At 44.7% G+C, this 3712-nt stretch carries 4 protein-coding genes; all 4 read left to right on the plus strand.

Features of this window, described 5'->3' with window-relative positions; all coding sequences use genetic code 11:
* The first annotated feature begins 108 nt into the window (after positions 1-108).
* Positions 109-258 (plus strand): hypothetical protein, encoded by a 150-nt coding sequence (locus FWJ59_RS08610; protein WP_414481534.1) that lies wholly within the window; start codon positions 109-111, stop codon positions 256-258.
* Positions 259-361: 103 nt separating this feature from the next.
* The gene (gene yfmF, locus FWJ59_RS08615) at positions 362-1657 is read left to right on the plus strand and encodes an EF-P 5-aminopentanol modification-associated protein YfmF (RefSeq protein ID WP_414481535.1); all 1296 of its coding nucleotides are present in this window, start codon (positions 362-364) and stop codon (positions 1655-1657) included.
* Positions 1641-2927, plus strand: a complete 1287-nt coding sequence (gene yfmH / locus FWJ59_RS08620) for an EF-P 5-aminopentanol modification-associated protein YfmH (RefSeq protein ID WP_414481536.1) — start codon at positions 1641-1643, stop codon at positions 2925-2927. The genes yfmF and yfmH overlap by 17 nt, the downstream gene beginning before the upstream one ends.
* A 29-nt stretch (positions 2928-2956) precedes the next feature.
* Positions 2957-3712: prolipoprotein diacylglyceryl transferase (gene lgt / locus FWJ59_RS08625; protein WP_414481537.1), on the plus strand; the 756-nt coding region annotated here is incomplete at its 3' end.

The raw sequence follows: 3712 nt of genomic DNA on the forward strand, positions 1-3712 counted from the left end.
CTCTTATGAGTGCTTGTAGTATATAAAAATCTCCATAAAGAATAATAATTTTTAGAGGATTTTTGGATATAAAAGCGAAAATATAAAGGAGAAAAAGGCAAACCCTGGATGGCGAATATCGTTGCGTTGCAAAGGATGGGGCCGTATGCTTCATTGGCAAAAGATGGCTTAATTTGCAATTGGAATTTTACTGTGAAAGGCAGGAAGGGCGTGATAACCATAGGGGCTAAACTGCTTTTCCAAGTGGTGAAAGTGTAAACGCCGATGTGTAATGTTGGATTTTACAATGAGACGCATGCATCATGAGGTCGGCATACGACATGTTTTTAAGGGTTTATCGGTATTGATAAGGAGGGTATATATGCATATAGAAAGCTTAGACATAGGCAAAGGTATAAGGCTAAGGGTTTTACCTACGAAGAAGTTTAAAACCGTTACCATGAGCTTTTGCTTCCACAGGGACCTGGATGAGGATTACACCTACAACGCTTTGATTCCGGCGGTGTTAAAGCGCGGCTGTGAAGGCTTTGAGACCCTGAAGGATATTGAGAGGCATATGGAAAGCCTGTACGGGGCTGTGTTTGATGTTGGGGTGCAAAAGAAGGGCGAAAGGCAAATCCTCAGGTTTTCCATGGAAGTGGTAAATGATGATTATCTGGCAGAACAGGGGATATTGGCACAGGCTTTTTATTTTTTAAATCGTGTCATCAATCGCCCTGTACTGGAAGATGGTGGTTTTAAAAAGGAGTATGTGAGCCAGGAAAAAGAGAATATGAAAAACAGAATAAGGTCGCTGGTCAATGACAAGATCCAGTACAGCTTGGAGAGATGCGCCCAAGAGATGTGCAGGGGAGAGAAGTATAGCAGATACGTTTTTGGCGATATAAATGAGCTAGACAATCTCGATAGTTCCAAGTTGTATAGCGTGTACCGTGATATTATGCAATCTAGCCCCTTGGACGTCTTTGTGGTGGGAGATGTGCAGCCCGAAAAGATAAGGCTTCTTTTCGAGCAAAGCTTTTCAACAATGGATAGGAAACGGATGGCCACCATACCCAAGACCGTTTATAAGAAGCTGCAGGTGGTGCCCAAAACCGTAACGGAGGAAATGGATGTAAACCAGGGCAAGCTGGCTATGGGGTTTAGAACCAATATAAATGCCGCTGATGAGGAATATTTTCCCCTGCTGGTGTATAGCAGCGTTTTAGGGGGCGGTCCTCACTCCAAACTGTTTATAAATGTGAGGGAAAAGGCCAGCCTGGCTTATTATGCATTTGCACGGCTGGAGAAGTTTAAAGGTTTAATGTTCATCGGTGCCGGTATTGACTTTGATAAGTATGATCAAACGATAAATATAATAATGGAACAGCTCGATGCCGTGGCAAAGGGGCAAATTGCTCAGCAGGAATTTGAAGGGGCCATAAATGCGCTGGTCACTTCACTTAAGGGAAGTATGGACCAACCATCTCAGCTCATCGATTATTATCTGGGCAACAGCGTCATCGATTCCGATATCACCGTAGAGGAGTTGATAGAGAGGATAAAGGCCGTTACCGTAGATCAGGTGGTGGAAGTGGCCCACAACGTCAAATTGGATACCATATACTTTTTGAGAAATAGAAAGAGGGGATATGTTGTTCATGAGAAGGGAAATTAAAAACGATGTGTTGAACGAAAGGTTAATACATTCAAAGTTAAAGAACGGGTTAAATGTATACGTGTTGCCCAAGAAGGGCTATCAGAAACAGTTTGCTATTTACGCTACCCATTACGGCTCCAATGATAATCAGTTTATGATACCCGGTGAGGATAAGCCTATGACCATGCCCGAGGGCATTGCCCATTTTTTGGAACACAAGCTGTTTGAACAGGAAGAAGGGAGCGTATTTGATGTCTTTTCAAAGCTAGGCGCCAGCCCCAACGCGTTTACCAGCTTCAACACCACGGCATATCACTTTACTTCCACTGGAAACTTTTATGAATGTCTTGATGTGCTGCTCAACTTTGTGGGGACGCCTTACTTCACAGACCAGACGGTGGAAAAAGAAAAGGGCATCATTGCCCAGGAAATAGTCATGTATCAGGACGATCCCAACTGGCGCGTGTTCTTCAATTTGCTAAAGGGATTGTACCACAATCATCCGGTAAAAAACGATATTGCCGGGACGGTGGAATCCATACAGAAGATAACCAAGGACATGTTGTACCAGTGCTATAAGACTTTTTATCATCCATCCAATATGGTTCTGTTTGTGGCGGGAGATGTGGATGCCGATAGGGTTATAGAGCAGGTGGAGCGATATTTTGATGGTAAGGGCATATCAAAACAGGGGCAGATAAAGAGGATATACCCCGATGAACCTGCCGAGGTAGCTGCTCGTGTGGTAAAGGATAAGCTACCGGTGCCGCGACCGCTATTTATGCTGGGCTTTAAGGACGCTCAGGTGGGGCAGCAAGGGCAGGCTTTGCTGGATAAGACGATACTCAACGACATCATGGTGGACATGTTGGTGGGCCCAAGCTCCGATCTATACAACAAAATGTATGAGGAAGGGTTGATTGACGTTACATTCAGCGCTGGATATACGGGCGAGGTTGATTACGGCCATATAGTAATGGGAGGGGAGTCGCCCGACCCGGAAAGGGTTGTGGATATGATCTATCAGGAGATAGAGAGGTTGAATCGGCAGCCCTGGGATGTGGAGTATTTCTCCAGGATCAAGAAAAAGAAGATAGGGGAGTATATAAAGATGTTTAATTCGCTGGAAAACATCGGCGTGCAGTTTGTGTCATTGATTTTTAAGGATATAGGGCTGTTCGATTACATTGAAAGGCTGATGCAGATAAACTACGAGCAACTGAAAAGCCATTTCAACAGATTTTTTGAGAACAACCAGAGCAGCGTATCAATCATACTGCCTAGCTAAATTGATTTTTGAATTAAGGGGGAGTATTTATGTGGCCGAATCCGGTTGCATTTGAAATTTTCGGGAGACCAATATACTGGTATGGTATACTCATCGCGACGGGCGTACTTTTGGGGATTTACCTGGCTATGAGATACGCCAGAAGGCTTAATTATGATCCGGAGATGATTCTGGATTTTGCCCTTCTGGCCATCCCATTTGGTATTATAGGGGCAAGGCTGTATTACGTGGTTTTCCAATGGGAGATCTACAAAAATAATCCCGTGGATATATTTAAGATATGGCAAGGTGGCCTTGCTATATATGGTGCGGTGATAGGCGGAGTTATAGCAGCTGGGATATTTTCCCGCTGGCGTAAGATAAAATTTTGGGACCTAGCGGATATTGTAGCCCCAAGCCTTATATTGGGGCAGGCTATCGGCAGATGGGGTAACTTCTTTAACCAGGAGGCCTATGGTAACTTGGTGACTGATCCGGCTTGGCAGTGGTTTCCCTTTGCCGTGTACATAGAGGCAAGGGAAGAGTGGCATTTGGCTACCTTTTTCTACGAGTCGATGTGGAACTTTCTGGTGTTCATATTTTTGATGTGGTACAGAAAGCGGAGGAAGAGATCGGGTGACATTTTTTTGCTCTATCTGTTGCTGTATTCATGCGGCCGTGTTGTGATAGAGGGATTCCGTACCGACAGCCTGTATTTGGGGCCATTTAGGGTATCGCAGCTGCTGGCGGGGTTGCTGATAGTCTTTTCCACTGTGATGCTGGTGGTAAGGCGCAGAAAAGTAGAG

Source organism: Caldicoprobacter sp., assembly GCF_047459465.1.
Taxonomy (GTDB): domain Bacteria; phylum Bacillota; class Clostridia; order Caldicoprobacterales; family Caldicoprobacteraceae; genus Caldicoprobacter.

Coding starts and splice junctions, on each gene's coding strand:
- yfmF (WP_414481535.1), top strand. CDS start 362: ATGCATATAGAAAGCTTAGACATAGGCAAAGGTATAAGGCTAAGGGTT.
- yfmH (WP_414481536.1), top strand. CDS start 1,641: ATGAGAAGGGAAATTAAAAACGATGTGTTGAACGAAAGGTTAATACAT.
- FWJ59_RS08610 (WP_414481534.1), top strand. CDS start 109: ATGGCGAATATCGTTGCGTTGCAAAGGATGGGGCCGTATGCTTCATTG.